Source organism: Rathayibacter sp. CAU 1779, from assembly GCF_054551755.1.
On the sequence record NZ_JBTOLK010000003.1, the window covers coordinates 85,341 to 110,797 of the forward strand.

A 25,457-nucleotide genomic window follows, 5' to 3' on the forward strand; every position below is an offset into this window, starting at 1 on the left:
GGTTGAGGTGACTCCTACTTGACGTCGAGCAGGTCGATCACGAAGATCAGAGTCTTGCCGCCGAGCGGATGCCCGGTGCCGGCCGGCCCGTAGGCCAGCTGCGGCGGAATGGTGAGCTGGCGGCGGCCGCCGACCTTCATGCCCGGGATGCCGTCCTGCCAGCCCTGGATCAGTCCGCGCAGCGGGAACTGGATGGACTGACCGCGGCTCCACGAGGAGTCGAACTCTTCGCCGGAGTCGTAGTCGACTCCGAGATAGTGCACGTCGACGGTGGCGCCGGGGGTGGCCTCCGCGCCGTCGCCCTCGACGATGTCGACGATCTCCAGCGCCTCGGGCGCGGGACCCTGCGGGGCCTCGATCTCGGGCTTGGACTTCTGCGTATCGCTCATCACTCCATCCAAGGGCACGCGGGCGACGAGGTCAAAGCGGATCCGCCACGCGCGAACGGCAGCACTCGAAGTGCTTGCATTCCGGTGCCGAGCGGCGCACCCTGGGTAAAGACCAACTCGCCGTCCGGATTCGGCTGCCGGCAGTGCCGCACCACCGGGCGGTGAGTTTTGTCTGCGGGGCCGTGCGCGTCATCCGAGGGCGTAGAGCCTGTTGCGGGAGACGCTGATGTCGGCGAGCAAGGCCTTTTCGTCAGCCGCGGTGTCGGCATCCGCCGATCCGCTCAGCACTCGCTGCCGGTCCATGGCCAGTCGTGTCGTCTCCCGAACCATGGAATGGATGATCTCCGGCGCCTGGCCGCCCTTAGCCCTCGCCCAGGCGCGAACGCGTCGCCGGCCAGCTCGGGTGCCGTATAGCGCCACCTCGTCGGGAGTGAACCAGCCGGCCCTCCCGTAGTCTTCCAGCCGATCGCGGGTCTGATGCTGCTCGCGCACGCGGAGCAGCACGACCGTGACGACCGCCGCGACGAAGATCGGCAGCTCGAAGAACAGGTAGACGCCCCAGAAGCCGACGTAGCCGGCGAAGTTCCACACGGCGTGCAGCGCGATCGCGGCGACGAGCCCGATGACGAAGGCGACGAGGATTCTGCCGACGCCTCTCTTGCGTGCCGCCAGACCGAGCGCCAGACCGGTGCACGAGGTGAACAGCACGTGGGCGAACGGCGAGAACAGAGCGCGCAGCACGAACACGGTCGCAGCCTGGCCAGCGCCGCCGTCGTGGATAGCGGTTCCGAAGTACTGGATGTTCTCCACGAACGCGAATCCGCCGGCGGTGAACGCGGCATAGACGATCCCGTCGATCGGTCCGTCGAAGGTGCGTCTGGCGACGAACACGAGGATGAGGAGCGCCGCCCCCTTCGCCGACTCCTCGACGATCGGTGCGCGGACGACGGCGGACAGCACAGAGTCCTCCGGAATCGGCGTCAGCACCTGCTGCCCGATGTCCACCAGCAGGGCGATCGTGATCGCAGCAGCCGCACCCCAGAGCGCTGCGAAGACCTTGGCCGCCCACGGCTCCGGCTCCCAGGCATCGATCCAGAGCGCCGTGAGCACGACGATGGCCAGCGGCACGAGCGCGAGCAGTGCGCTCACGGCGACCAGTCCGGCGCCGAACGCCAGCACGAGATATGCGAACACGACGACGAGCAGTTGCGTGAGGAGGATGAGTCCGATGATCGTCCACACGACCGTGCTGGTCTTCGTGCGGGGACGCGGTGGCGGAGCAAGCAGCATCGGTGCGCCCGCCGGCTGCCCGGCCGGTGTGCCGTTCGTCGTCACGAGAAGACCTTTCCGGGGTTGAGGATGCCGAGCGGATCGAAGACGGCCTTGATCCCCCGCTGCAGATCGTAGGAGTCCTCGCCCAGCTCGTCGCGCAGCCACCGCCGCTTCAGCATGCCGACGCCGTGCTCGCCGGTCAGCGTCCCACCGAGTCGCAGCGCGGTGGTGAACAGCTCGTCCGCCGCACGCCAGATGACGTCGGGAACCTCTCCCCCGTCGTACACGAAGTTCGGGTGCAGATTGCCGTCCGCCGCGTGCGCGACGGTCGGGATGCTCACCCCGAACTCGCGCTCGATCCTCCCGATCTCCTCGAACATGTCCGCGAGCCTCGAGCGCGGTACTGCGACATCCTCGATGAGCACTTCGCCGTGCGCCACCAGCGCCGGATGGAACGCCCTGCGCAGCTCGAGAAGGCTGTCCGACTCCTCGGGATCGGACGACACACGTGCGCTCCCCCCTGCACTCTGCACGAGCGCGACGGACGCTGCGGCGCGGGTCGCGGCATCCGCGTCGTCGAACTGCACGATGAGCGACGCCCCCGATCCGCCGCCTCCGAGCAGCTCTTCGGCACGCTGCGCGTCGTCAGCCAGGTGCTCGCGGATGATGCGCAGCGCCGTGCCGTCGATCAGCTCGCAGAGCGAGGGTCGCAGCCTCGCCGCGGTGATCGCGGCCGACGCCGCCGCCGCTTCGCGTACGCCGGGGAACAGCCCGACGACCGTCGATCCGGCACGCGGCGGCCTCGGAAGCGCGCGCACCGTGGCCTCGACGATGACGCCCAACGTGCCCTCCGATCCCACGAACAACGCGGTCAGGTCGTAACCCGTTACACCCTTCACCGTTCGATGACCCGTGGTCAGCAGGCGTCCGTCGGCGAGCACGACCTTGAGGCCGAGCACGGCCTCTCGCGTCACCCCGTACTTCGCGCAGAGCAGGCCGCCCGCGTTGGTCGCGATGTTGCCGCCGACCGTCGAGATGGCTTTGCTCGCCGGATCGGGCGCGAACCAGAGTCCGTGCGGCGCCAGAGCCGCGTCCAGATCGGCGTTGATCACGCCGGGTTCCACGACCGCCAGCTCGTCGTCGGGCGCGATCTCCAGCACACGGTCCATGCCGGACACGTCGATCACGATCTCGCCACCCGATCCGGCGGCCCCGCCTGCCAGACCCGTTCCTGCGCCGCGCGGCACGACGGGGATGCGGTGCTCGGTCGCGATCCGCAGCGCCGCCTGCACGTCTTCGACGCCCATCGCCCGCACGATCCCGAGCGGAGCGGATGCCGAGACCCACCCTGATCTGTCGGCCCTCGCCTCCTGCAGCGCGGCGGGGTCGGTCGTGAAGGCGGCCCCGAGCTCGGCGGTCAGTCGTTCGATCGGGTCGGGCATCCGGCTCCTCGTGCCTCGTCATCGGCTGTCGTCCGGCCTCGTATGGCTCGCGCGCCGGCCGCCACGCGCACGGGAATCTTACGCGTAGGATCGTGACACGGTAGGCGAGGCTTCGCCGGTCGTCCTGCCGGTGAGGAGTCCCGCCCAACGTGTCCACGATCTCCGTCGTGATCCCTGCCTACAACGACGCGATCATGCTTCGCGAGTGCCTCGAACGTCTTGGCGACCAGATCCGTCCCGCCGACGAGATCATCGTGGTCGACAATGCCAGCACCGATGAGACGGCGGACGTCGCGCGGTCGTTCGGCGCAACGGTCATCAGCCAGCCGGTTCGCGGGATCTTCCCCGCGGCATCCGCCGGCTACGACGCGGCATCCTGCGACATCATCGCGCGCCTGGATGCCGACTCCCGACCTCCGGCCGACTGGCTGGCCCACATCGAGGCCGAGTTCACCGTCTCCCCCGAGATCGCTGCGCTCACCGGGCCGGGCGAGTTCTACGACGGCAATGCGCTCGTCACGTGGCTCGGCGAGAACCTCTACATCGGCGGCTACTTCTGGTTCGGCGGGCTCTGGCTGGACAACGGTCCGATCTTCGGATCGAACTTCGCCATGCGACAGGACCTCTGGCGACGTGTGCGCGCGCTCGTGCACAGCGATCTGCGGCAAGTGCACGATGACCTCGACCTGAGCTTGCACCTGCCGCCTGACGCGATCGTGCGCGTAGACGACACGCTTCGCGTCGGCATCTCCGCACGTCCGTTCGCCACCTGGCGCGGCTTCGGCCGGCGCCTCGGATGGGCGTTCCTCACGTTCCGCCTGAACTGGCCGGACGCGGCGCCGTGGCGCATCCGCGAGGCGCGCGAGGCGTATCGAGCCGAGCACGCCGCCGACGACGGCGACGCGACCAGCACGGTCTGACCGAGTCGTCGGTCAGACGCTGCACCGCCCGACCGCGAACGTCCCGCTTGGCGAACCTGCGCGACCGAGCCGCGAACCCGAACCACAAGGCCGGGATCCGTTAGAATGCCGCGCCGTCCGCGACCTCGAACAGCTCGAGCATGTCGTTGGCCAGCTGGTGCGGGGCCGTCTCGCACGGGCTGTGCCCCGTGCGGTACACGGCGAGCCGGGCGCCGATCCTGTCCGCGAACGCGGCATGCAGCTCCACCGGCCAGAGGTCGTGCTCACCCGTCACGACCAGTAAGGGGATGTCCGTCGCCTTCAGCGGTTCGGACAGGTCAGGCGTGTGACGCATGAGGCGGATGATGTCGTCGACGGACGCCCGCTTCGTCGTCTCGAAGCGCGACCGCACGAAGTCCAGACGTCGGGGCCCCACCTTGTTCTTGTTGGTGACGATGCCCCAGATCATGAGGCCCGCGTTCTGATGGGCGGTCGTGAGGTGGCTGATCCATCCGATCAGGCGAACGCCGCGAAACGTCTGTCCCGGCAGCGGCGGCGCCGTGAGCAGGGTGAGGCTGCGCACGAGGTCGGGACGGCGGGACGCCACGATCTGCGCCACCGTGCCTGCGAATGAGTATCCGAGGAGGTGGGCGGGCGCACCGGCTTCCAGCACGGCGGTGAGGTCGTCGACGAACAGATCGTAGGTGTAGTGGCCGCCGGGCCCGGGACCGGCATCCGCCGACTCGTACTGGCCGGCCAGGTCGTAGCTGACGACGCTGTAGCCCGCTGCGACGAGGATCGGGCCGAGAAGCGCGAAGTCTTCCTTCGATCCGGTCACCCCGGGAACGAGCACGACCCGTGGGTCGGCGGGGTCCCCCATCGACCACATCGCCAGCGCACCGCTCGGCGCGTCGAACGACCCGACGACGGTGCCACGCGGCGGAACGGCCCAGTCGATCTCGCCGATCGCTGCATCCGCCGCGACGGCAGCACGACGGGCCTCGCCGCGGTCACCGCCCGCCGCAGCCGTGTCGGCGCGGTCTTCCTCGATGGACACGCGTCTACCCTATTGCCCGGTGCAGCGACCACGGACTCGGGCGAGCGCGCCGCGCGCGGAAGCCGTTCGACATGCCCGCCTCTCGTCGGGATAGCCTTTCGAGGTGAGATTCGCGCATCTCGGAGCCCCGGACGACTCCGGCGCGCGCCTGGCTGTCGTCGTCGATGACAAGGCCGTGTTCGCCGACGATCTGATCGAGGATGCGCCCCGTGACCTCCAAGACCTCATCGAGCGCGGTCTCGACCTCACGGGCATCCTCGAGAACGCGTCGAAGGATGCCGTCGGCCGGCCCGACCTCTGGCATCCGGTCTCCAAGCTGCGGCACGCGTCGGCCGTGCTGCGTCCGCCCGTCATCCTGGCCATCGGCGCCAACTACGCCGCGCACTCCGCCGAGCTGGCGCTCAAGGTGGAGAAGGCTGCGACGGTCTTCTCGCTGTGGCCCAATTCGCTGACGGCGCACGAGTCTACGACGACGTGGCCTGCCGAGCTGTCCGACGAGGTCGACTACGAGGCGGAGCTCGGCGTGATCATCGGGCGGCCCGCCCGCAACGTGCGCGTCGCCGACGCGCTCGACTATGTGTTCGGCTACACCGTCGTGAACGACATCACCGCCCGCAACCTGCAGTTCTCCGAGGCTCAGTGGTCACGGTGCAAGTCGTTCGACGGGTTCACTCCGACCGGCCCCGTGGTGGTCACGGCGGACCAGATCCCGGATCCACAGGATCTCTGGCTCGCCACGACCGTCGACGGACGCCTCCTGCAGGATGCATCGACCTCCGGGATGGTCCGCTCCGTCGCGGAGCTGATCGCGTTCCTCTCCCGCTCGACGACGCTGCAGCCTGGGACCCTGATCTCAACGGGCAGTCCGGGCGGCGCCGGGTACTCCCGCACACCGCCGATCTTCCTCAGGGACAGGTCGAAGGTGACGGTGTCGTGCTCCGGCATCGGAAGCCTGACGACCTACTGCCGGGTCGTCTGAAGCACGGACTCGACAGCCCGGACTTCCGAGCCGCACCGATGCCCGGAGAACCAGGCACGCTGAAACGGTCCGAAGTCGAAACGGTCGGAAGTCAGCGAGCGGCGGCATCAGAGCCGCGCGTCGGGGTTTCCGTGATGGTCCGACACGATCGGGATGGACGTCGTGATCGTCTCAAGGCCGCTGAGCCGCGCCGGCGACAGCAGCTTCGTCACCTGCTCCCTGGGCAGCAGGCCGGCTTCGACGACCAGGTCGGCCACGTTGCGGTTGGTGAGCAGCGCCGTCTTGGCGAGCGCCGCTGCCGCCGCGTAGCCGATGTGCGGGGTCAGCGCCGTGATCACGCCGATGTTCGAGCCGACCATCGTCTCCAGCCGCTCCTGGTTGGCGCTGATGCCGTCGATGCAGTTGATGCGCAGCGTGAGGCACGCCTGCCGGAGCCAGGTGATGGACTGCAGGAGGAAGTTGGCGATCACCGGCTCGAACGCGTTGAGCTGCAGCTGGCCGGCCTCCGCGGCGGCGGTGACCGTGGCATCCGCTCCGATGATGCTGAACGCCACCTGGTTCACGACCTCCGGGATCACCGGATTGACCTTGCCGGGCATGATGCTGGAGCCTGCGGCGCGCGGCGGCAGAGTGATCTCGCCGAAGCCCGCCTGGGGGCCGCTGGAGAGCAGCCTGAGATCGTTGCAGATCTTGGAGAGCTTCACGGCGCTGCGCTTCAGCGCGCCGCTGAACGACATGAACGCGCCGGCATCGCTCGTGGACTCGATGAGGTCGGGTGCCGACTCCAGCTCGAGACCCGAGATGTCGCGCAGATGACGGACGGCAGCCGCGGCGTAGCGCGGATCCGCCGTGATGCCGGTGCCGATCGCCGTCGCACCGAGGTTGATCTCGGACAGCAGCCAGGTCGTCTCCTTGAGCCGCTCGTAGTCTTCGGCGAGGGTCGTGGCGAAGCCGTGGAACTCCTGGCCGAGCGTCATCGGCACGGCATCCTGCAGCTGGGTGCGGCCCACCTTGAGCACGTGCTTGAACTCGACGCCCTTGCGGGAGAACGACTCGCGCAGCGCCCACAGCTCGTCCAGCAGTGACCGCAAGAGCACCGACAGCGCGATCTTCACGGCCGTCGGATACGTGTCGTTCGTGCTCTGGCTGCGGTTGACGTCGTCGATCGGATGGATGTGCCCGTAATCGCCCTTCTGCCACCCGCCGAGCTCGAGCGCCCGGTTCGCGATCACCTCGTTGGCGTTCATGTTGGTCGAGGTGCCAGCGCCGCCCTGGATGATGCCCACCACGAACTGGTCGTGCAGCTTGCCGTCCAGCACCTCCTGGCACGCCTGTTCGATGAGGCGAGCCTTGGCCGGATCGATCGCGCCGATCTCCGCGTTCGCCCGACCGGCCGCCAGCTTCACCATCGCGAGCGCATCGATGAACGTGGAGTACACCGAGATGGGGCGGTGGGCGATCGGGAAGTTCTCCAGAGCGCGTGACGTGTGGATTCCCCAGTATGCGTCGGCGGGGATGCGCCGCTCGCCGAGCGAATCCGTCTCGATCCGGTAGTCGCCATCGCTCGCGTCCCATCCTGGCGGCGGGGACATGTCGGAGTCCGGCTTCTGTACGGGGATCCCGCGGGTCGCTGTCACGAGGCTTGGCCTTTCCGGGCGCGTCGTCGTGCCCACAGTCGCGACTCTACGCGGCTCGCCGCGCGGCGAGCCGGCGCGCGTGTCCGGCGGGCCGGACATACAGTCCGACCATCACAGCGGACAGGCCGATCCGCCCTCCAGCCGATGCCGGACACGGATTCATGTCCGGAACGGCATATGCCGTTCCGGACTCTCAGGACAGCTTGCGGAGCATCCCGCGGACGAGCTCGTCGGTCCGCTTCGTGTACGGAGGGAAGATCATCGCAAGCGACTCCGGCTTCAGCGGCTTGCTGAGGACGGCCTTCTCGTTGCTGAAGGTCGTGAAGCCCGCCTCGCCGCGGTAACGACCCATCCCGCTCTCCCCCACACCGCCGAACGGCAGTCCGATCACGGTCTGCTGCACCACGGCGACGTTGAAACCCACCGCCCCGGACGAGGTGCCGCGCAGGAAGGCCTTGCGCACATCCTCACGGTTCGAGAACACGTACAGCGCGAGGGGCTTCTCTCGCGCGGCGATGCGGCGAACGGCATCCTCGTGCCCGTCCACCTCGATCACGGGCAGGATCGGACCGAAGATCTCCTCCTGCATCACGGGTGCGTCCTCGGAGACGGCGGTGAGCACGGTCGGCGCGATGTACTTGTCGTCGGCATCCGTCGCGCCGCCGACAGCCACAGTGCCGTCGGCCAGCATCGCGTCGAGCACGCGGAACCTCGCCGGGTTGACGATGCGCGAGTAGTCGCCGGATGCCTGCACGTCGGATCCGTAGAGGTCGGCGACGGCCTCTCCGATGAGCGGCACGAGCTTCTCCGCGACCGGTTTCGTCGCCAGGAGATAGTCGGGCGCCACGCACGTCTGACCGGCGTTCAGGAACTTGCCCCAGGCGATCCGCTTCGCTGCGGCGGCGAGGTCGACCGAGTCGTCGACGTACAACGGGGACTTGCCGCCGAGCTCGAGCGAGATGGGCGTGAGGTGCTCGGCAGCGGCGCGGGCGACGATCCGTCCGACACGGGCTCCTCCCGTGTAGAAGATGTGGTCGAAGCGCTGCTCCAGCAAAGCCGTGGTCTCGGGGACCGCGCCCTCCACGACGGCGATGGCACGGGCATCCAGATACTGCGGCACCAGTCTCGCGAATGCGGCGGAGGTGGCCGGGGCGAGCTCGCTGGGCTTCATCACCACGGCGTTGCCTGCCGCGATCGCAGCGACCACCGGACCGAGCAGCAGCTGCACCGGATAGTTCCACGGCGAGATCACGAGCACCACGCCGAGCGGCTCGCGCAGCACGTATCCCCGACCGGGCTGGAGAGCCATCGGGAGCGCCACGCGTTTCGGCGCCGCCCAGCGGCGCAGGTGCTTCAGCGCATGCGCGATCTCGCTCAGCACGACGTTGATGTCGGCGAGGTGGGTTTCCGTCGGTGGACGGTGCAGGTCGGCGGCGAGCGCCGCCTCCCACTCCGCCGAACGTTCGGTGAGCATGCGACGGATGCCCTCGAGCTGCGCTCGCCGCCACTTCAGCGGCTTGGTGATCCCGGTGTCGAATGCCCGGCGTCGCTCGGCCACGATGCCTGCGATGTCGTCAGAAGTCATGCGCACAGACTACGGCTGTTGGTCGGATGACCAACTTGTCTTCCGCGAAAGTGCACAAGTCCCGATGCGAACATGCACGGTACCCGGCGCGAACGTGGACGAGTCCACTCTCGCGTCGGGTACCGGCCCGCACCTTCAGCTCACGGTCGGCACAGCGATCAGTGCGGGAACAGTGACTCGATCGGTCCGCGAGCGAAGTAGATCGCGAAGCCGGCTGCCACGACCCAGAGCAGCGGGCTGATCGAGCGCACCTTTCCGGAGAACGCCTGCACGACGACCCACGTGATGAATCCGGCGCCGATGCCGTTGGCGATCGAGTACGTGAGAGGCATCACGATCACCGTCATAAACACAGGCAGCAGAACAGCGAAGTCCGAGAGGTCGATGCTCCGGATCTGGGACATCATCAGGGCACCGACGATGACCAGTGCCGCAGCTGCCACTTCGGACGGCACGATCTGGGCGATCGGCGTGAAGAACATCGCCAGCAGGAACAGTCCGCCGGTGATCACGTTCGAGAACCCGGTGCGGGCGCCCTCGCCGATCCCCGCGCCCGACTCGATGAAGACCGTGTTGGACGAGCTCGAGGTGAGCCCACCGGCGACCGCTCCGACACCCTCGACGATCAGGGCGCTGCGGAGGCGCGGGAATGTCCCGTCCTCGTTCGCGAGGCCGGCCTCCTTGGACAGACCGGTCATGGTGCCCATGGCGTCGAAGAAGTTGCTGAACACCAGGGTGAAGATCAGCATGATCGCCGTCAGCGCGCCGAGCTTGCTGAAGTCGAAGCTCACCTGCCCGACGAGGCTGAAGTCGGGCAGGGACACCCAGTTCGTGATCTCAGGGATGTTCAGGTTCCAGCCCGATGCATCCTTCGGCTGGGCGCCGAGGTGCCAGATGAGCTGGGCGACGACGGCCAGGATGGTGCCGGACACGAGCCCGATGAGGATGGCGCCCTTGATCTTGCGCGCCACCAGCACACCCGTGATCAGCAGCGTGAGCACGAAGACCACGGTCGGGATGGTCCCGATCGATCCCGCCAAGCCGAGGCCGATGGGCGGGGACGAGAGCTTCGTGGTGGTGACGAATCCCGCATCCACGAGGCCGATGAAGGCGATGAACAGACCGATACCGACGGTGATCGCGATCTTCAGCGAGTACGGAACGGCGTCGAAGATCAATCGCCGCAGACCTGTGGCGGAGAGGATGACGATGATCACGCCGTCGATCACCACGAGGCCCATGGCCTCGGGCCAGGTGACCTGTCCGACGACGCTGACGGCGAGGAATGAGTTGATGCCGAGGCCGGCGGCGAAGGCGAACGGAAGTCGCGCGATGAGTCCGAACAGGATGGTCATCACCCCGGCCGTCAGCGCCGTGACCGCGGCGACGGCCGTGAACTGCAGCTTGTGGTGATCGACGTCGGGGCTGCCAGACAGGATGATCGGGTTCAGCACGATGATGTACGCCATCGTCACGAACGTGACGAGTCCGCCGCGCACCTCCTGCCACCAGGAGGATCCGCGTTTCGAGATCTCGAAGAATGTGTTGAGACGCCCGGCTGGGGGCGCCTCGGTTGTCGTGTCTGTGGCGGATTCGGACATAGGACTCTCTCCGATCGGGCGAAGGAAAGGTGAACGCGGTGCGTCGAGACGATATTGTCAGGCAACTGCCAGGTGGCGCTAGCATCGCGGACGATGCCGATCCCTGGCAGGCGACGCGTTCCATTCTCCCCCACGCGGGAACGACGAAATGAGGGCCTGATGGCGACCCTGTGGACTCTGCACGGCGACGGCAAGACGATCAGACCCGAGACGGTCGTCGCGCCGGACGAACGGCTCACCTGGCCACGCACGATCGGCATCGGCGCGCAGCACGTGGTCGCGATGTTCGGTGCGACGTTCCTGGTGCCGCTGCTCACGCACTTCCCGCCGTCCACCACGCTGCTGTTCTCCGGCATCGGGACCATCGGATTCCTGTTGATCACGCGCAACAGGCTGCCCAGCTACCTGGGATCCTCGTTCGCGTTCATCGCGCCCATCACGGCGGCGACCGCGAGCCACGGAATGGGTGGGGCGCTGTTCGGGATCCTGGCCGTCGGCATCCTGCTCGCCATCGTCGGCGCCATCGTCATGCTGACCGGAACCGGGTGGATCGACGCGCTCATGCCGCCGATCGTCGCCGGCGCGATCGTGGCGCTCATCGGTTTCAACCTGGCACCGACCGCGGTCACCAACTTCAGCACGTCACCGCTCGTGGCGATCATCACGCTGGCCGTGATCATCCTGTGCACCGTCATCTTCCGCGGGATGCTCGGGCGCATGTCGATCTTCGTCGGCGTCGTCGTGGGCTACCTCGCCGCGGTGCTGCTCGGCGAGGTCGACTTCGCGCCCGTCGCCAAGGCCGCCTGGATCGGCCTGCCCACGTTCTCGCTCCCGGCGAATCCCTTCGCGGATGCCGCACTCTGGGGACTCCTGCCCGTCTTCCTCCCCGTCGTGCTCGTGCTCATCGCCGAGAACGTCGGGCACATCCGCGCCGTGGCGCAGATGACAGGCAAGGATGTCAACGTGCTCACCGGACGGGCGCTCTTCGCCGACGGTCTGGCAACAACCCTCGCCGGGTTCTTCGGCGGTTCCGGCACGACCACGTACGGCGAGAACATCGGCGTGATGGCGGCGACCAAGGTGTACTCGACGGCCGCGTACTGGGTGGCCGGAATCGTCGCCGTAGTGCTCGGCCTCTCACCCAAGGTCGGCGCCGTGCTGAACACCATTCCCGCCGGCGTGCTCGGCGGAGCGACGCTCGCACTGTACGGCCTCATCGGCGTCGTGGGCATCAAGATCTGGCTCGACAACCACGTGGACTTCTCCAAGCCGAAGAACCAGTTCACCGCGGCCGTCGCCCTGGTGATCGGCGTTGGCAACCTGACGTGGGTCATCGGCAACCCGAAGAGCGGCATCCAGCTCGGCGGCATCGTGCTCGGCACCGTCGCCGCCATCGTGATCTACCACCTGATGAACGCGATCGGACGCTGGCGCGGCACCGACTGAGCGGGAGAAACGCGCACCCTCGCAAGGAGAAACGGGCACTCTCGGGAAGAGAGGCACTCTCGGGAAGAGAACAGGACACTCTCGCGAGGAGGAACAGGCACCCTCGGGAGGAGAAACGGGCACCCTCGGGAGGAGGCGGCGCTGCGGCTACTGGTGGAGGGCCGGGACGATGAGGTAGATGCCGTAGAGCACGACCGCGCCGCACAGCACGAAACACGCGTAGGCGACGATGAGCGCCAGGCGCTTCTGCAGCGGCGTCAGCGGGCTGCGCTTCGCCGCCTTCCTGATGCGCTTGGCCTCCGCAGCCGCCTCGGTCGGCGTGATGATCGTGATCGCGTCGGTGAACTCGGCGGGGGTGACGTTCGGCGCCTTTCCGGCCGTGGACAGCATCCGCAGTCCCAGCGCGTACAGCGAGACGACGATGCAGGCCGACAGCAGCGCTGCGCCGGCGACGAGGAGGAAGGCGACCCAGTCGATCATGCTGCGCTCCGTCTCGCGTCCTTCGGCTTGACCTTGCGGATCTTGACCACGCGGCCGGACTCCGCGACCTCGCTGACGCCCTCGAAGGCGTTGTGCGCGTGCACGTTGTTGCGTCGGGAGAGAACGAAGATCAGCACGATGACCGCCACAGCGACCACGAGGTCGATCACGACACCGAGCGGGCCGAGGAGACCGATGAAGGCGGTGATGGCGCCCACGATCGCGGCCGCCGGAAGCGTCATCAGCCAGCCGAGGCCGATGCGGCCGGCCGTCCCCCAGCGCACGCTGGAGCCTCGGCGCCCGAGACCCGATCCGATCACGGAGCCGGATGCCACCTGCGTGGTCGACAGCGCGAATCCGAGGTGTGATGAGGCCAGGATGGTCGCCGCCGTGCTGGTCTCGGCCGCGAAGCCCTGGGCGGGCTTTACGTCCGTGAGGCCCTTGCCGAGCGTGCGGATGATGCGCCATCCGCCCGTGTACGTGCCGATCGCGATGGCCAGGGCGCACGCCGCGATGACGACGATCGGAGGATTCGATCCGGGCGCGAGCGCCCCTGCGGAGATGAGCACGAGCGTGATGACGCCCATGGTCTTCTGCGCGTCGTTCGTTCCGTGCGCCAGTGCGACGAGCGAGGACGAGAAGATCTGGGCGAAGCGGAATCCGGCTCGGCCGTCCGGAAGATTGTCGTACCGGCGCGTGATCGCATAGGCGAGGCGCGTGGCGCAGAACGCGACGAATCCGGCGATCACGGGCGACAGCAGCGCGGGCAGGATCACCTTGTCGAGCAGCACCACGTAGTCGACGGACGCGAATCCGGCACCGACGATGGCGGCGCCGATCAGTCCGCCGAACAACGCGTGGCTCGACGACGAAGGCAGCCCGAACAACCAGGTGACGAGGTTCCAGATGATGGCGCCGACGAGTCCCGCGAAGATCATCGTCGGCGTGATCTGCACACCGCCGTCACCCTCCTTGATGAGACCGCTCGAGATGGTCTTCGCCACCTCGGTGGACAGGAAGGCGCCGACCAGGTTGAGCACTGCGGCGAGCGCGACGGCGATCTTCGGTTTCATCGCGCCGGTGGCGATCGGCGTCGCCATCGCGTTCGCGGTGTCGTGGAAGCCGTTGGTGAAATCGAAGAAGAGTGCCAGCACGATCACCAGCACGACGATCAGGGTGAACTCCACCGACGTCTTTCTCGAGGAAGGGGCACGGTTGCGGCCCGCGCGCCTCGGAATGCACCCGAGTGACGCATCCGGGAATTCACCCGTCAGACGCCGTGCGTTAAGACCTCAGTCGATCGTCACATGTGGCGGTGAGCGGGTCAACTCGACGGGGGCTCGACAGGGCTTCGACTGCCGGCGGATGCCCGTACCCACGTGGAACCTTGGGTGAACCTTTGCGAACCCTGAGGCGTGACAGTGCCGAGAGGGCGCGGGGCGCGGCATCCGCACAGGCACGCGGCGCTTACTCTGGCCGAGTGACCGCAACTGCACAGCCGCCTGGCCGGTTCCGGACCTGGTTCCTGCAGGGCATGGCAGCACCCAGCCAGGGCCCCCATGCCGAGTCGGCTGAGGAGACCCACTCGTGGTGGCGGGTCATGTGTCTCACCGGTCTCGACTACTTCTCGACCCTCGGATACCAGCCGGGCATCGCGGCGCTTGCCGCCGGTCTCATCTCACCGCTGGCCACGATCGTGCTCGTCGCGCTCACCCTTCTCGGCGCGCTTCCGGTGTACCGGCGTGTGGCGAAGGAGAGCTTCCGCGGATCCGGCTCGATCGCGATGCTCGAACGGCTTCTGCCGTGGTGGGCCGGCAAGCTCTTCGTGCTCGTGCTGCTCGGATTCGCGGCCACCGACTTCATGATCACCATCACGCTGTCCGCTGCGGACGGCGCGGCGCACGCCATCGAGAACCCGCTGGCTCCGGCGTGGATGCACGGCGGCAATGTGCCGGTGACGCTCATCCTGATCGTCCTGCTCGGCGCCGTCTTCCTGATGGGCTTCTCCGAGGCGATCGGCGTGGCGACGGTGCTCGTCGGGGTCTACCTGGCGCTCAACGTGGTGGTCGTCGCCGTGGCGCTCGGTCAGGTGGTCGAGCGTCCGATGACGGTGACGGACTGGTGGACGGCGCTCACGGCATCCCATGGTGATCCGTTGCTTGTGGTGGGCATCGCGTTGCTGGTGTTCCCGAAGCTCGCGCTCGGCCTGTCCGGATTCGAGACCGGCGTCGCCGTCATGCCCCAGATCACGGGCGATCCGACGGACACGCCGGACAAGCCGGCGGGGCGGATCCGTGGTGCCGGACGACTGCTCACCACCGCCGCCATCATCATGAGCTGCTTCCTCATCACGTCGAGCTTCGCGACGACCATCCTCATTCCGCAGAAGGAGTTCCAGCCGGGAGGAGCCGCGAACGGCCGCGCCCTGGCCTTCCTGGCCCACGAATACCTGGGACCGGTGTTCGGCACCGTCTACGACATCTCGACCATCGCCATCCTGTGGTTCGCCGGCGCCTCAGCGATGGCCGGTCTGCTCAACCTGGTGCCGCGCTACCTGCCTCGCTACGGGATGGCGCCGCAGTGGGCGCGCGCCATCCGTCCGCTCGTCGTCGTCTTCACGCTCATCGCCTTCCTCATCACGTGGATCTTCGACGCCAGCGTCGATCGCCAGGGCGGTGCCTACGCGACAGGCGTGCTGGTGCTCATCACGTCGGCTGCCGTCGCGGTGGCGCTCTCCGCGTGGCGTAAGCGGCAGCGCTGGCGCCTGATCGCCTTCTCCGTGATAGCTGCCGTGTTCGTCTACACGACCATCGACAACATCGTCGAGCGGCCAGACGGCGTGCGGATCGCGGCCTGGTTCATCCTCGGGATCATCCTGGTCTCGATCCTCTCGCGCGTGCGCCGGTCGTTCCAGCTGCGCGCGACGTCGGTGCGCCTGAACCTCACGGCGGCTGGATTCGTCTCCGAAGACGCCGAGGAGTTCGGGACGATCCGGATCGTCTCGCACGAGCCCGATGTCGACACCGTGCAGGAGTACGCGCAGAAGAGCAAGGACGAGCGACGCTTCGCCCACATCCCGCAGGGGTCTCCCATCATCTTCCTGGAGGTGCTCCCGCGCGATTCCTCCGACTTCGAGGAGGATCTCGAGGTCGTCGGCATCGCCAAACACGGCTACCGCGTACTGCAGGTCACGAGCGCGAACGTGCCCAACACGATCGCCGCCGTATTGCTGCAGATCCGCGACGAGACAGGGGTGGTACCCGAGGTCTACTTCGAGTGGACGGAGGGCAACCCCGTCTCGAACATGCTGCGGTTCCTCGTCACCGGCACGGGCGAGGTGGCACCCGTCACACGCGAAGTGCTGCGCGAGACCGAACCCGACACGAGGCGGCGCCCCCACGTGCACGTAAGTTGATGGCATGACGGAGTCACCCGGCCGTGCTCGGCAGACCGAGATCTACCTCGACGGCGTCGTCGGGCGGATGCCGCGGGTGCCGGTCTCCCATCCGCGCCTGGTGAAGGCGGCGAGGCGCGCCATGTCGAAGGAGGGGTTCGCCTACGTGGCCGGATCCGCGGGCCTCGAGACAACGGCGACCGCCAACCGCCGTGCATTCGGCAAGCACAGGATCGTCCCCCGCGTCCTGAAGGACGTCGGAACCCGCGACCTCACCATCGACCTGTTCGGCAAGCGCCGCGCGACGCCGCTGTACGTCGCGCCGATCGGCGTGCTCGACCTGGCGCATCCGGACGCCGACACGGGCGCCGCGCGAGCCGGCGCGAGCCTCGGCATCCCTGTCGCGCTCTCCACGCAGGCGTCGACGCCTATGGAACGGGTGACCTCCGCGATCCCCGGCGCCGACGCGTGGTACCAGCTCTACTGGAGCTCGTCGCGTGAGCTCACCGAGAGCCTCCTGCGCCGCGCTGAGGCGAGCGGATGCGAGGCGCTGCTCGTCACGCTCGACACGCACCTGCTCGGCTGGCGTCCGCGGGACCTCGACCTCGGCTTCCTCCCGTTCGCGCGTGGCCGCGGCATCGCCCAGTACACCAGCGATCCGGTGTTCATGCGTCTCGTGAACGAGCGGATCGCCGCGGCCGAGCCGCGTCCACGCCCGAAGGTCACGCCGCAGGCGGTGCGCACGCTCGTCGAGATGTCGTCGCGTACGCCCGGTCCACTCGCGCACAACCTGCGTTCGCCCGTCCCCCGTGCCGCCGTCGAGACGTTCCTCGACCTGTTCGCCGATCCGACGCTCACCTGGTCGGATCTGGCATGGCTCCGCTCCATCACGAGCCTGCCCATCGTGCTCAAGGGCGTGCTGCATCCGGACGACGCGAGGGCGGCCCTTGATTCCGGCGTCGACGGCCTCGTCGTGTCGAATCACGGCGGACGTCAGGTCGACGGCGCGATCGGCGCGCTGGATGCCCTGCCGGACATCGTGGACGTCGTCTCCGGTCGTGTCCCCGTGCTGTTCGACAGCGGGGTGCGCGCGGGAGCGGACGTGTTCGTCGCGCTCGCGCTCGGAGCATCCGCCGTCGGGATCGGACGGCCTTACGTCTACGGGCTGGCCGCGGGAGGCGAGGCCGGCGCAAGGGAGGTGCTGCGCAACATCCTCGCCGAGTTCGACATCACCATGGCGCTGGCGGGATGCACGAGCATCGACCAGATCACCCGCGTCACGCTCGCGCACGACTGAGCTGCCGCCGGGCCGATAGGTCGCAAGGGCGCGACCGCCGGCTCGAGCCTTCTGCTCAGGCAGTGGCTTCCGTCGCCTGTCCGATGAGGGCGAGCGCTGCCAGGGCGTAGGCGGTCTCGGCATCCGTCGCCTCGAACCTGGAGCGGATGCCGTCGCGCGTCGTCTCGACGACGAACCCGCCGGTCTCGGTGCGGCTGAGCGACGCGAACGTTCCACCGAGCAGGCTGCGCAGCTGATCCTCGCGCGGCAGCCAGAGCGCGCTGTCCAGCGCGACCGAATCCAGCGCCCACTCGGTCGTGCCGTTGAAGCCCAGGATGGTGCCGGTGTCGAACTCGTGCGCCTCGATCGTCATGTCGCTGACGGTGAACGTCTCGCCGTCGAACTCGCCGGAATCGATCGCGAACACGTCGCCCGACGACGGATGCCACACCAGGCCATGATCCTTGAGCTCGCGTGCCAGCTGGGTCGTGATCATCCCGCCATTATGCGCTTGTCCCCCTGGCGGGTGGACGGATCCTGCTGGGCCGTTCGGTGTCGCGGATGCTTCGCCTGCGGCATCCGTCGGGTCTGTCAGTCCGCAGGCACCAGCTCAGCGATGAGGCACACGTGGAACGGATCGGGCAGCACCCAGGTCTCGGAGCGGGTCAGCCGGAAACCGGCCATTTCGGCGATCGCGCCGAGAGCACTCGGGGTCCCGGTGCGGCGGTGCAGATGATCGTGGGCCCCGTGGGCCCGACGCTCGGCCCCACGCGCGATGGCGGCGGCGACCTCCGGGATCTCGTCGGCGGCATCCGTGCGGAAGACCGCCACCACCACGCGCCCGCCGGGCGCGAGGAGACCGCGCCAGCTGCGGAGGGCATCCGGCGGGCTCGCCATGAGGTGGAACGCCGTCACACACGTGATCAGCTCGAAGGATCCGGCCGCGAACGGCAGCGGACTCGACGCATCCGTCTGCACGAGGTCCGCGTCCGGGAGCTCAGCGCGGGCGACGGCGAGCATCCCGGCGGAGATGTCGACGCCGGAGCGACGCTCCACGGTCGACGGCAGCGCCCTGAGCACCAGGCCGGTGCCCGTCGCGATGTCGAGCACGCTGTGGACCTCTGGGATGGTGTGCGCGTCGGTCGCGTCATCCGTCAGCGCGAAGCGCACCGTCTCGGCGGCGAGGGCGCGATGGAATGTCGACTCGTCGTAGCTGGGCGCACGCTCGTCGAACATTCGGGCGATGTCCTCGGTGGTTTCCGGCGCTGGGATTCCCCGCGCTGCGGCTTCCGGGGCTGCGGCTTGCGACAGGTTCTCGGCGTTCGGCTGGCCGTGGTCCGTCATGCTCGACTCCTCGTGTGCGCTGGACGTCGGCGTCGTCCCGCTGTGCGCGTCCGACGGATCCGGATGCGACATCCGACGCCCGTTCGCGAGACTACTGCTCCTCGTGGTGGTTCGGGTCGCCGCCGAACAGGCGGCCGTCCGGCGTGCCGAGCGCGGTGATCGCAGCCATCTCGTCGTCGCTGAGCGTGAAGCCGAAGATGTCGAAGTTCTCTCGCTGCCGCTGCGTCGAACTCGACTTCGGCAGGGCGACGGAACCGAGCTGCACGTGCCAGCGCAGCACGACCTGGGCGGGAGTGACACCGTGGACGTGCGCAGCATCGGTGATCGCCTTCTCCGAGAGCACGGGCGAGTTCTTGCCGAGCGGGCTCCACGCCTCGGTGACGATGCCGTGCTCGGCGTGGAACGCGCGCAGCCGCTCCTGCGGGAAGTACGGATGCAGCTCCACCTGGTTCACGGCCGGCAGCTCGCCAGTCTCCCGCTGCAGGCGGGTGAGGAACTCCTCGGTGAAGTTCGAGACGCCGATCGTGCGCACGAGGCCGCGATCGCGCAGCTCGATCATCGCCTTGAACGTGTCGACGTACTTGTCGACGCTCGGGTTCGGCCAGTGGATGAGGTACACGTCGATGGTGTCGACGCCGAGTGCCCTGCGCGACTCCTCGAACGACTTCAGGGTCTCGTCGAATCCGTGGTGGCGACCGGGGATCTTCGTCTGCACGATGAGCTCGGAGCGATCGACGCCTGATGCCCGCATGCCGCGTCCGACGGCGTCCTCGTTGCGGTAGTTGACGGCGGTGTCCAGGAGTCGATAGCCGACACCGATGGCGCCGGCGACGGCCTTCGCTCCCTCGTCGCCGCGCAGCGGATACGTGCCGAATCCGGTGGCCGGGATGGTCGTGCCGTCGCTCAGGTCATACTGCGGAATGCTCATGGCCTCAACGCTACCGAGCCCGCGCAGCTTACGATGGCGCCGCCGGCACCCAGCTGACGGATCCGGGTCGGTAGCGTTGAGACCATGCCAGAGTCTTCCGCCTCGTCCGACGTCGTCGATCCCGCCGTTCCGCCGACCGACGCACCGGCGTCCGCCACTCCGCCCGTCGCGAAGCGGGTGCCGTTCACGCGCACCCACCACGGCGACAGTGTCGAGGATCCGTACGAGTGGCTGCGCGACAAGGACGATCCGGAGGTGATCGCGCATCTGACCGCGGAGAACGCCTACACCGACGAGCAGACCGCTCACCTGGCGCCGCTGCGGGAACGGATCTTCGAGGAGATCCGTTCCCGCACGCAGGAGACCGACCTTTCGGTGCCGGTGCGCGAAGGCGGCTGGTGGTACTACTCGCGGTCGTTCGAGGGCAGGCAGTACGGCGTGCAGTGCCGCGCCCCGATCGCGGCCGCCGACGACTGGACGCCGCCGGTGGTCGCCGAGGTCGACGCCGGCACCCCCGCGCTGCCGGGCGAACAGGTGCTGTTCGATGCGAATGCGGAGGCGGAAGGCCATGAGTTCTTCCGGCTGGGCACGTTCGACGTCGGCGCCGACGGGTCCAGGTTGCTCTACGCCACCGACACGGTCGGCGACGAGAGGTACACGCTCAGGGTGCGCGAGCTCGCGACAGGCGCCGACCTGGACGACGAGGTGCCGAACACGTCGGCCGGCGCCGTGCTCTCTCCCGACGGCCGGTACGCCTTCTATGCGACGGTCGACGACGCGTGGCGCCCTGACACGATCTGGCGCCACGAACTCGGCACCGCGGCATCCGATGACGTGGTGGTGCATCACGAGCCCGACGAGCGGTACTGGGTGGGCGTCGGCGTCATGCGCAGCCGTGGATTCATCGAGATCGGCATCGGCTCGTCCATCACGAGCGAGTCGCGGCTGATCCCGGCATCCGATCCGACCGCTGAGCCGATCGTCGTGTGGCCGCGCCGCGAAGGCGTCGAGTACGACGTGGAGCACGCGGTCGTCGCGGGCGAGGACCGGCTGCTCATCGTGCACAACGACCAGGCCGAGGATTTCGAGCTGGCGGATGTCGCGGCATCCGACCCGCAGGGCGCCCGCCGCATCGTGCTGCCGCACCTCTCGGGCCGCCGTCTCGAGTCCGTTGACGCGTTCGCGTCCAGGATCGTCGTCGAGTTCCGCCGAGAGGGCCTCACTCGGGTGGCCGTGCTGCCGCTGACGGATGACGGATACGGCGACCTTCGCGAACTCGATTTCGACGAGCCGATCTTCACGGTGGGCACGGCGGGCAACCCCGAGTGGACACAGCCCACCGTGCGGCTCGGATACGGATCCCTCGTCACGCCGTCGACCGTGTACGACTGGCTTCCCGGAGCCGAACCGGGCGCGGACGAGCTGAGACTGCTGAAGCGGCAGCCGATCCTCGGCGGCTACGACCCGGATGCCTACGAGCAGCGCCGCGAGTGGGCGACGGCCGGCGACGGAACGCTGGTGCCTATCTCCCTGGTGTTCCGGCGCGACCTGGTCACCCCTGGAACTCCCGCTCCCCTCGAGCTCTACGGATACGGATCGTACGAGCACAGCATCGACCCGGCTGTCTCCATCGCCCGCCTCTCTCTGCTGGACCGCGGCGTCGTCTTCGCGATCGCGCACGTGCGCGGCGGCGGTGAGCTCGGTCGCCACTGGTACGAGGACGGCAAGCTCACGAACAAGCGCAACACGTTCACCGACTTCGTCGCGTGCGCCAAGCATCTGGTCGACGCCGGATGGACGACACCCGATCGTCTCGTGGCCGAGGGCGGCAGCGCGGGAGGGCTGCTCATGGGGGCCGTCGCGAACCTCGCGCCGGAGCTCTTCGCGGGCATCCTGGCCGACGTGCCGTTCGTGGACGCGTTGACGAGCATCCTGGATCCCGACCTGCCGCTGACGGTCATCGAGTGGGACGAGTGGGGCGACCCGTTGCACGAGAAGGCGGTGTACGACTACATGAAGTCGTACACGCCGTACGAGAACGTGCCGGCGGATGCCCGTGCCTACCCGCGCATCCTCGCGGTGACCAGCCTGAACGACACCCGCGTTCTCTACGTGGAGCCCGCGAAGTGGGTGGCGCGCTTGCGAGCGGCCGGAGCACCCGTGCTGCTGAAGACGGAGATGTCGGCCGGACACGGCGGCGTCAGCGGGCGCTACAACTCGTGGCGCGAGCGGGCGTTCGAACTCGCGTGGCTGCTCGACGTGCTCGACCGGCGCGAGTGAGGAGCCGCCCTGCGACCGTCTGACGAGCACTCGGTACATCCGTGATCCTGGCCCGACGTCGCCGGGCCAGGATCCGTTCGTCAGTGCTGCGCGACGGACTCGCGCTCGGCCTCGGGCAGGCCCCTCGCGTTCTCCACGTGGGCGGCGCCCGTCTCAGTCAGCGACTTCCTGGCCGTCTCGGGCGCCATCACGAGCGATACGACCCCGCCCAGGAAGCAGACGCCCGCGAACACGATCAGCACCGGACCCAAACCGAGTTGTGCGAACCCGATCGGAGTGAGGAACGTCGCGAGGGCGGCGCCGATCCGTGAGAAGCCGGACGCGAGACCGAGACCGGACGTGCGCACCGGTGTCGGGAAGACCTCCAGTGGGTAGACGCCGCAGAGAATGCTCATCGATCCGTAGAACAGCAGGTACCCGAAGAAGCAGACGACCGTGACGGCCGCCGGGAGATTCAGCACAGTGCCGAGCGCGACGAGGGTGAGGCAGATGCCGGTTGCGAACATGGGGATGATGAGGAGCGGCCTGCGCCCGATCTTGTCGATCAGATACCAGCCGATCACGGCGCCGACCAATGCGACGCATGTGCCGAGCAGCGCGGCGACCACCGGATTCGACAGCCCGCCGCGACCACCGGCCGACCGTCAGAGCGGCTGGTTCCGGAGCGCGCTGAGCGCATACGAGCCGCCGGAGCGGGAGCGTTCCAGGATGCCGGCATCCACGAGATACCGCCGCAGCGTCACATGGTCTTCGGTGAAGACCCGCAGCCGCTCGTTCACCTGGGCCTCGGTCAGCTCCTCGGTGGGTCGGAACGCGCGTTCTGCCACATACAGGAGCAGCGCGTGGCGCTCGCCCGCCGACATCGGATACCGATCGATCCGGCCGCCCCGCAGGAACTTGTCCACCCCGGTGGCGGACTCGACGGGGTTCGCCGCCAGTATCCCGGCGAACGGCGCAAGGGGCACGGGCTCACCCGACGCCTCATCGAAGGCGACGAGCCCACCACGGGCGAGCGTCTGCAGCGCGCGCTCCCACTTCGAGGTCGGCAGGCCGGTCTGGGCGTCGGATCCCGTCATCCCTGCCGTGAGTCGCGCGTAGACCGTTCGGGCGTCATCGTTCGCGAGCGCGGCGACGGGCGCGCGCCACGTCCCCGGGCCTCGGGTGTCGTCAGTCATGTCTCGGTTTCCGGCTCGGTGTTCGTGCTCAGTGATCCGGCGTCAGTGCGCCCTGGCACCTGCTCCTGGGCCGGTGCCCCGTGGCGCGTGCCCCGGCCGGGTCACCCGAAGAGCAGTGCGGCTTCCTCGTAGCGGTAGTCGGGGACGGTGTTCAGCCCGACGGTGGCCTCCGCGATCGAGACGATCTCGACATCCGTGCCCTTCAGCGACACCATCGAACCCCACTGCTCGGTCTGCGCCGCGTCAACGGCCGCCATGCCGAGGCGCGTGGCCAGCACGCGGTCGTACGCGCTGGGCACGCCCCCACGCTGGATGTGGCCGATGACCGTCGCACGCGACTCGATGCCGGTGCGCTCCTCGATCATCGGGGCGAGCAACTCTCCGATGCCGCCGAGGCGGGGACGGTTGAACGCGTCGAGACCCTTGTGCGAGTGGGCCTCTTCCATGGTGTCGAGGTGGAAGCCCTCCGACACGACCACGACGGGAGCTCGCCCGCGGTCGCGCACGTGCTCCACCCACGCGCAGATCTGGTCGATCGACTGCGGGTGCTCGGGGATGAGGATGGCGTGCGCGCCGGCCGCCATGCCGGAGTGCAGGGCGATCCATCCCACGTGGCGTCCCATGACCTCCACGATCATGCAGCGCTGGTGGGATTCCGCGGTCGTGCGCAACCGGTCGATGGCCTCCGTCGCGATCTCGACGGCTGTGTCGAATCCGAACGAGTAGTCGGTGGCGGCCAGGTCGTTGTCGATGGTCTTGGGCACGCCGATGACGTTGATGCCGCCCTCGTCCACCAGCCGGCGAGCCGCGGTGAGCGTTCCCTCGCCGCCGATGGCGATCATGGCGTCGATGCCGTTCTCGTCCATCATCCGCTGGATCTTCTCCGGCCCGCCGTGCTCGCCCTCGAACGGGTTGGTGCGACTGGATCCGAGGATGGTGCCGCCCTGACGGGACAGGCCGCGCACGCTGTGCCGGTCGAGCGGCACGATGTCGGCGTCGACGACGCCGCGCCATCCGTACTTGAATCCGACGAACTCGTCGCCGTAGACGCGATCGCCCTTGAGCACCGCCCCGCGGATGACGGCGTTCAGCCCCGGACAGTCTCCACCGGAGGTGAGGATACCGATCTTCATTACGCGCCTCTTTCGCACATACAGGAATGACGTCTGTTTGCACGTCGATACGCCGCTGTATCGGCCGATACGTCAATGATCATGCCGGATGCCGCGGGTCCGCTCCAAAACGGTCATCCGGGAGGCAGCGCCCTGCCCGTCGCGGCGAAGGTCAGTTCGCGCGCAGCGCGCGCTCGAGCTTCGAGGAGCTGGCCGACGGATGCCCGCCGGCGGCAACGACCACCGCTTCGAGTCCGTCGAGCAACTCGCCACGCGCCTTGCGGCTGTCCGGCGCGGCCGCCGAGAGCTCGACCTCCCACTCGCGCCACGTCTCGCTTCCGCCGGTCAGGAGGTTCTGCCCCGTGACGTGGTCGTCGCAGTACTCCGCAACCGGATATCCCGCAGCGTCCAGCAACCGCGACACGACCCGATGGTTGCGAACGCGGGCAATGGGCGTGAGTTCCGCGTCGCCGACCAGCTCGCGAACCGCCTCGCGCAGCTGCTCGGGTACGGATGCCGTCCCTTGGGCGGTCTCGCGCTCACCGAGCGCCCAGTGCTGCTCGAGCCTGCCCTCTCCGGCATCGCGCTTGATGTGCCACCCCGCGTCCGTGCCGCCCTCGCGGCGACGAAGGGCCACGCGCGCGTGCGCGAGGGCGAGATCCGCGGTGTCGTAGTACACGGCATCCAGCTCACGGATCTCCGGCGCCTCGACGACCGCGATCGGCCCGACGCCGACGAAGCGCGGCTCCCCCGCCGTCTCGGTCACGTCGTACTTGCGCTCGATCTCGATCGTGGAGGTTCCGTGCTTCGTCATCGCTCCAGTCTTGCGCAGGTACCGCGTAGGCGACGACTCGACGGTCGCCCGAGCATCGGCATCCGGGCGCGATGATCGCCCTTCGCCGAGACCCTGGGCAGCGCCGCGGAGCGGGGCTACCCTGGCAGCATGACCGAGCACAGCGAGGCACGGCACGACGATTCGGATGCGGACTTCGACGAGTTCGCCGCCGCTCAGGACGGCGACTACGAGCCGGAGGTCGACGAGGTCGAAGGCCTGGCCGATGAGGACGAGCGTCCCGTCGACGATCTCGACGACGACGGGTTCCCCGACGAGGATCGCATCGTCGTCTTCGACGACGAGCCGGGCGAAGACGACGTCTGACC

At 68.3% G+C, this 25,457-nt stretch carries 23 protein-coding genes; 7 read left to right on the plus strand and 16 right to left on the minus strand.

Annotated elements, in window-relative coordinates; translation table 11 throughout:
• Window positions 1-14: 14 nt before the first annotated feature.
• The 3 genes from ACX9R5_RS14575 to ACX9R5_RS14585 form a co-directional block, all read right to left on the minus strand.
• Window positions 15-389: an FKBP-type peptidyl-prolyl cis-trans isomerase gene (locus ACX9R5_RS14575; RefSeq protein ID WP_459409769.1), complete on the minus strand. Its 375-nt coding sequence runs from the start codon at window positions 387-389 to the stop codon at window positions 15-17.
• A gap of 189 nt (window positions 390-578) precedes the next feature.
• Window positions 579-1,724, minus strand: a complete 1,146-nt coding sequence (locus ACX9R5_RS14580) for a PrsW family intramembrane metalloprotease (RefSeq protein ID WP_459409770.1) — start codon at window positions 1,722-1,724, stop codon at window positions 579-581.
• Window positions 1,721-3,103 carry an FAD-binding oxidoreductase gene (locus ACX9R5_RS14585; RefSeq protein ID WP_459409771.1) on the minus strand — a complete coding sequence of 461 codons (1,383 nt, stop codon included), beginning with the start codon at window positions 3,101-3,103 and terminating at the stop codon, window positions 1,721-1,723. The genes ACX9R5_RS14580 and ACX9R5_RS14585 overlap by 4 nt, the downstream gene beginning before the upstream one ends.
• A 149-nt stretch (window positions 3,104-3,252) precedes the next feature.
• On the opposite strand from ACX9R5_RS14585, the gene ACX9R5_RS14590 reads away from it, so the two are divergent.
• A complete protein-coding gene (locus ACX9R5_RS14590) occupies window positions 3,253-4,023 on the plus strand; it encodes a glycosyltransferase family A protein (RefSeq protein ID WP_459409772.1) in 771 nt (256 codons plus the stop codon).
• 100 nt (window positions 4,024-4,123) lie between these two features.
• Here ACX9R5_RS14590 and ACX9R5_RS14595 read toward each other — a convergent pair whose 3' ends face one another.
• Window positions 4,124-5,059 carry an alpha/beta fold hydrolase gene (locus tag ACX9R5_RS14595; RefSeq protein WP_459409773.1) on the minus strand — a complete coding sequence of 312 codons (936 nt, stop codon included), beginning with the start codon at window positions 5,057-5,059 and terminating at the stop codon, window positions 4,124-4,126.
• 103 nt (window positions 5,060-5,162) lie between these two features.
• Between ACX9R5_RS14595 and ACX9R5_RS14600 the strand changes: the two genes are divergently transcribed.
• Entirely contained in the window at window positions 5,163-6,038 is an 876-nt protein-coding gene (locus ACX9R5_RS14600) for a fumarylacetoacetate hydrolase family protein (RefSeq protein ID WP_459409774.1), read from the plus strand.
• Between the two features lie 107 nt (window positions 6,039-6,145).
• On the opposite strand, the gene ACX9R5_RS14605 is transcribed toward ACX9R5_RS14600, so the two are convergent.
• From ACX9R5_RS14605 to ACX9R5_RS14615, 3 genes are all read right to left on the minus strand, one after another.
• The gene (locus tag ACX9R5_RS14605; protein ID WP_459410098.1) at window positions 6,146-7,630 is read right to left on the minus strand and encodes an aspartate ammonia-lyase; all 1,485 of its coding nucleotides are present in this window, start codon (window positions 7,628-7,630) and stop codon (window positions 6,146-6,148) included.
• Between the two features lie 238 nt (window positions 7,631-7,868).
• Entirely contained in the window at window positions 7,869-9,260 is a 1,392-nt protein-coding gene (locus tag ACX9R5_RS14610) for an aldehyde dehydrogenase family protein (RefSeq protein ID WP_459409775.1), read from the minus strand.
• 158 nt (window positions 9,261-9,418) lie between these two features.
• Window positions 9,419-10,861, minus strand: a complete 1,443-nt coding sequence (locus tag ACX9R5_RS14615) for an NCS2 family permease (protein ID WP_459409776.1) — start codon at window positions 10,859-10,861, stop codon at window positions 9,419-9,421.
• Window positions 10,862-11,020: 159 nt separating this feature from the next.
• Between ACX9R5_RS14615 and ACX9R5_RS14620 the strand changes: the two genes are divergently transcribed.
• The gene (locus tag ACX9R5_RS14620; RefSeq protein WP_459409777.1) at window positions 11,021-12,307 is read left to right on the plus strand and encodes a uracil-xanthine permease family protein; all 1,287 of its coding nucleotides are present in this window, start codon (window positions 11,021-11,023) and stop codon (window positions 12,305-12,307) included.
• 147 nt (window positions 12,308-12,454) lie between these two features.
• Here ACX9R5_RS14620 and ACX9R5_RS14625 read toward each other — a convergent pair whose 3' ends face one another.
• Window positions 12,455-12,787 carry a peptidase gene (locus ACX9R5_RS14625; protein WP_459409778.1) on the minus strand — a complete coding sequence of 111 codons (333 nt, stop codon included), beginning with the start codon at window positions 12,785-12,787 and terminating at the stop codon, window positions 12,455-12,457.
• A complete protein-coding gene (locus ACX9R5_RS14630) occupies window positions 12,784-13,974 on the minus strand; it encodes an inorganic phosphate transporter (protein ID WP_459409779.1) in 1,191 nt (396 codons plus the stop codon). The genes ACX9R5_RS14625 and ACX9R5_RS14630 overlap by 4 nt, the downstream gene beginning before the upstream one ends.
• Window positions 13,975-14,321: 347 nt before the next feature.
• On the opposite strand from ACX9R5_RS14630, the gene ACX9R5_RS14635 reads away from it, so the two are divergent.
• Together ACX9R5_RS14635 and ACX9R5_RS14640 are read left to right on the plus strand one after the other, a co-directional pair.
• Window positions 14,322-16,202, plus strand: a complete 1,881-nt coding sequence (locus tag ACX9R5_RS14635; RefSeq protein WP_459410099.1) for an APC family permease — start codon at window positions 14,322-14,324, stop codon at window positions 16,200-16,202.
• Window positions 16,203-16,206: 4 nt separating this feature from the next.
• Complete coding sequence (locus ACX9R5_RS14640; protein ID WP_459409780.1) at window positions 16,207-17,478, plus strand: alpha-hydroxy-acid oxidizing protein; 1,272 nt, start codon at window positions 16,207-16,209, stop codon at window positions 17,476-17,478.
• Between the two features lie 55 nt (window positions 17,479-17,533).
• Here the strand turns inward: ACX9R5_RS14640 and ACX9R5_RS14645 are convergent, their stop codons facing one another.
• From ACX9R5_RS14645 to ACX9R5_RS14655, 3 genes are all read right to left on the minus strand, one after another.
• Entirely contained in the window at window positions 17,534-17,953 is a 420-nt protein-coding gene (locus tag ACX9R5_RS14645; RefSeq protein ID WP_459409781.1) for a hypothetical protein, read from the minus strand.
• A gap of 95 nt (window positions 17,954-18,048) precedes the next feature.
• Complete coding sequence (locus tag ACX9R5_RS14650) at window positions 18,049-18,801, minus strand: class I SAM-dependent methyltransferase (RefSeq protein ID WP_459409782.1); 753 nt, start codon at window positions 18,799-18,801, stop codon at window positions 18,049-18,051.
• A 91-nt stretch (window positions 18,802-18,892) separates the two neighbouring features.
• Window positions 18,893-19,729 carry an aldo/keto reductase gene (locus ACX9R5_RS14655; RefSeq protein WP_459409783.1) on the minus strand — a complete coding sequence of 279 codons (837 nt, stop codon included), beginning with the start codon at window positions 19,727-19,729 and terminating at the stop codon, window positions 18,893-18,895.
• An 84-nt stretch (window positions 19,730-19,813) separates the two neighbouring features.
• On the opposite strand from ACX9R5_RS14655, the gene ACX9R5_RS14660 reads away from it, so the two are divergent.
• Entirely contained in the window at window positions 19,814-22,009 is a 2,196-nt protein-coding gene (locus tag ACX9R5_RS14660) for a S9 family peptidase (protein WP_459409784.1), read from the plus strand.
• An 80-nt stretch (window positions 22,010-22,089) separates the two neighbouring features.
• Here the strand turns inward: ACX9R5_RS14660 and ACX9R5_RS14665 are convergent, their stop codons facing one another.
• From ACX9R5_RS14665 to ACX9R5_RS14680, 4 genes are all read right to left on the minus strand, one after another.
• Window positions 22,090-22,629, minus strand: a complete 540-nt coding sequence (locus ACX9R5_RS14665) for an MFS transporter (RefSeq protein WP_459410100.1) — start codon at window positions 22,627-22,629, stop codon at window positions 22,090-22,092.
• Between the two features lie 24 nt (window positions 22,630-22,653).
• The gene (locus ACX9R5_RS14670) at window positions 22,654-23,184 is read right to left on the minus strand and encodes a DUF2087 domain-containing protein (protein WP_459409785.1); all 531 of its coding nucleotides are present in this window, start codon (window positions 23,182-23,184) and stop codon (window positions 22,654-22,656) included.
• A gap of 101 nt (window positions 23,185-23,285) precedes the next feature.
• Window positions 23,286-24,317, minus strand: coding sequence for a 6-phosphofructokinase (locus ACX9R5_RS14675; protein WP_459409786.1), 1,032 nt, complete (start codon window positions 24,315-24,317; stop codon window positions 23,286-23,288).
• 151 nt (window positions 24,318-24,468) lie between these two features.
• Window positions 24,469-25,110 carry a CYTH domain-containing protein gene (locus ACX9R5_RS14680; protein ID WP_459409787.1) on the minus strand — a complete coding sequence of 214 codons (642 nt, stop codon included), beginning with the start codon at window positions 25,108-25,110 and terminating at the stop codon, window positions 24,469-24,471.
• Window positions 25,111-25,239: 129 nt separating this feature from the next.
• Between ACX9R5_RS14680 and ACX9R5_RS14685 the strand changes: the two genes are divergently transcribed.
• Complete coding sequence (locus ACX9R5_RS14685; RefSeq protein WP_459409788.1) at window positions 25,240-25,455, plus strand: hypothetical protein; 216 nt, start codon at window positions 25,240-25,242, stop codon at window positions 25,453-25,455.
• The last annotated feature ends 2 nt before the right edge of the window (window positions 25,456-25,457 follow it).

Coding starts and splice junctions, on each gene's coding strand:
- ACX9R5_RS14575 (WP_459409769.1), bottom strand. CDS start 389: ATGAGCGATACGCAGAAGTCCAAGCCCGAGATCGAGGCCCCGCAGGGT.
- ACX9R5_RS14585 (WP_459409771.1), bottom strand. CDS start 3,103: ATGCCCGACCCGATCGAACGACTGACCGCCGAGCTCGGGGCCGCCTTC.
- ACX9R5_RS14605 (WP_459410098.1), bottom strand. CDS start 7,630: ATGTCCCCGCCGCCAGGATGGGACGCGAGCGATGGCGACTACCGGATC.
- ACX9R5_RS14610 (WP_459409775.1), bottom strand. CDS start 9,260: ATGACTTCTGACGACATCGCAGGCATCGTGGCCGAGCGACGCCGGGCA.
- ACX9R5_RS14615 (WP_459409776.1), bottom strand. CDS start 10,861: ATGTCCGAATCCGCCACAGACACGACAACCGAGGCGCCCCCAGCCGGG.
- ACX9R5_RS14620 (WP_459409777.1), top strand. CDS start 11,021: ATGGCGACCCTGTGGACTCTGCACGGCGACGGCAAGACGATCAGACCC.
- ACX9R5_RS14625 (WP_459409778.1), bottom strand. CDS start 12,787: ATGATCGACTGGGTCGCCTTCCTCCTCGTCGCCGGCGCAGCGCTGCTG.
- ACX9R5_RS14635 (WP_459410099.1), top strand. CDS start 14,322: ATGGCAGCACCCAGCCAGGGCCCCCATGCCGAGTCGGCTGAGGAGACC.
- ACX9R5_RS14640 (WP_459409780.1), top strand. CDS start 16,207: ATGACGGAGTCACCCGGCCGTGCTCGGCAGACCGAGATCTACCTCGAC.
- ACX9R5_RS14645 (WP_459409781.1), bottom strand. CDS start 17,953: ATGATCACGACCCAGCTGGCACGCGAGCTCAAGGATCATGGCCTGGTG.
- ACX9R5_RS14650 (WP_459409782.1), bottom strand. CDS start 18,801: ATGACGGACCACGGCCAGCCGAACGCCGAGAACCTGTCGCAAGCCGCA.
- ACX9R5_RS14655 (WP_459409783.1), bottom strand. CDS start 19,729: ATGAGCATTCCGCAGTATGACCTGAGCGACGGCACGACCATCCCGGCC.
- ACX9R5_RS14660 (WP_459409784.1), top strand. CDS start 19,814: ATGCCAGAGTCTTCCGCCTCGTCCGACGTCGTCGATCCCGCCGTTCCG.
- ACX9R5_RS14670 (WP_459409785.1), bottom strand. CDS start 23,184: ATGACTGACGACACCCGAGGCCCGGGGACGTGGCGCGCGCCCGTCGCC.
- ACX9R5_RS14675 (WP_459409786.1), bottom strand. CDS start 24,317: ATGAAGATCGGTATCCTCACCTCCGGTGGAGACTGTCCGGGGCTGAAC.
- ACX9R5_RS14680 (WP_459409787.1), bottom strand. CDS start 25,110: ATGACGAAGCACGGAACCTCCACGATCGAGATCGAGCGCAAGTACGAC.
- ACX9R5_RS14685 (WP_459409788.1), top strand. CDS start 25,240: ATGACCGAGCACAGCGAGGCACGGCACGACGATTCGGATGCGGACTTC.